General features: G+C 70.4%; 1 protein-coding gene. It reads right to left on the reverse strand.

The features are described from left to right. Window positions 1-180: 180 nt before the first annotated feature. Window positions 181-1,818 (reverse strand): NCS1 family nucleobase:cation symporter-1, encoded by a 1,638-nt coding sequence (locus GUY61_RS37895; protein WP_166634826.1) that lies wholly within the window; start codon window positions 1,816-1,818, stop codon window positions 181-183. Window positions 1,819-1,897: the final 79 nt, after the last annotated feature.

Below are 1,897 nucleotides of genomic sequence, written 5' to 3' on the forward strand. Positions count from 1 at the left end.
CGCCGAGGCCCGCCCACGACGTCCCGCTCCTCCCCGCGGGCCGGTGTGGGCGGGCCTTTTCCCTTGGGCGGCCGCACCGGTCCGGCGCCTCCGGGGACGTGCCGTCGCCGGGCACGGCCCGGGCCGCGCACCCCGCGGTGGGGTGCGCGGCCCGGGCTCGCGGCCTCGCCGGCGTCGGGATCAGGCGGTCGGGTCGGTCGTGCCCGTCGGCGCGGCGGCCCGCGGGGCGGACGTGACCGGTGCCACCGGCTGCTGCCGTTCCTTCCACATCAGGGCGGTGTACAGCAGCAGCGAGGACGCCAGGCCGACCGCCCATCCGTAGTCGGCGAGCGGTTTCAGGAACGGGATGAGACCGTCGACCGGGAACGGCCCGGCCTTGTTGCCCTCCGCGTCGAGGGTCGAGTAGGAGCCGCCGACGGCCAGGACGCCGCCCACCAGGAAGGTGAGGATGGCCTTCCGGTTGAAGCCCGAGGAGTACCAGTAGCGGCCCTCGGTCTTGTAGAGGTCGGCGAGTTCGAGCGAGGTGCGGCGGATGACCCAGTAGTCGGCGATCAGGATGCCGGCGACGGTGCCGAGGAGGCCGCCGACCACGCCGAGCCAGGTGAAGATGTAGAACTCGGGGGTGGAGATCAGCTTCCACGGGAAGATCAGGACACCGATGACACCGGTGATCAGCGCACCCGTACGGAAGTTGATGAGTTTCGGGGCGAGGTTGGCGAGGTCGTACGCCGGGGAGACCACGTTCGCCGCGATGTTGACCGAGACCGTGGCCACGATCACCGTGATCGCCGCGAACAGCAGGCCGAAGACGTTGTCAGCCTTGGCGGCGAGTGCCACCGGGTCCCAGATCGCCTCGCCGTAGACGACCGCCGAGCCCGAGGTGACCAGCACGGCGAGGATCGCGAACAGTGTCATCGTGGTGGGCAGGCCCAGTGACTGGCCCCAGGTCTGCGCCTTCTGGCTGGATCCGAAGCGGGTGAAGTCGGGGATGTTCAGCGACAGGGTGGACCAGAAGCCGATCATGCCCATCAGGGACGGGAAGAAGACCGGCCAGAAGTCCGCGCCCCAGCCCAGTGCCGACGGCTCGGACAGCAGGTTGCCGAAGCCGTCCGCCTTGACCGCGATCCAGATGAGCAGCACGAACGCGCCGACGATGACGAAGGGCGCGGCCCAGTTCTCGAAGCGGCGCAGGAAGTCCATGCCGCGGTAGATGATGCCGATCTGGAGCGCCCAGAACAGCACGAAGCAGAACCACAGCGGCCAGGGGTTGCCGGCGAGCTGTCCGGCCTCGGCCCAGGAGCCGCCGAACAGCTTGTTGCCGATGGCGAAGAGGCCGCTGCCGCCGATCCAGGTCTGGATGCCGAACCAGCCGCAGGCCACCGCGGCACGTATCAGCGCCGGGATGTTCGCGCCGCGCACACCGAAGGAGGCGCGGGCGAGCACCGGGAACGGGATGCCGTACTTCGGGCCGGCGTGGCCGGTGGCCAGCATCGGCAGGAGCACGACGACGTTGGCGAGGGCGATCGTGAAGACCGCCTGTTTCCAGTCCATCCCGAGCGCGACCAGGCCGGAGGCCAGGGTCCAGCTGGGGATGCAGTGGGCCATGGAGATCCAGAGGGCCGCGAAGTTGTACGTCGTCCACCTGCGTTCGGCGAGCGGAACGGGCCGCAGGTCCTCATTGGCGAAGGGGCTGTCGGCGGGGAAGGCGTCGGCGGTGAGCTCGACGCGTCCGTCGGGGTACGCGATCTGGGACGGGGCGGCGATCGCGGTGGCGGCGGCGTCGGCGGGTGGTGGTCCCGGGGGGACGGTCTCAGTCATGGGCAGGCCATTCGAGAAGGGGGACAGGAAGCGGTACGAACGAGCCGTGCGGTCCCCCTTCCCCGGGACGGCGGGGAAG

Source organism: Streptomyces sp. GC420, assembly GCF_009916105.1.
In the GTDB taxonomy this organism is placed as follows: Bacteria; Actinomycetota; Actinomycetes; order Streptomycetales; family Streptomycetaceae; genus Streptomyces.

Bases quoted from the DNA above. Each gene is read 5' to 3' on its own strand.
- GUY61_RS37895 (WP_166634826.1), bottom strand. From the start codon at position 1,818: ATGACTGAGACCGTCCCCCCGGGACCACCACCCGCCGACGCCGCCGCC.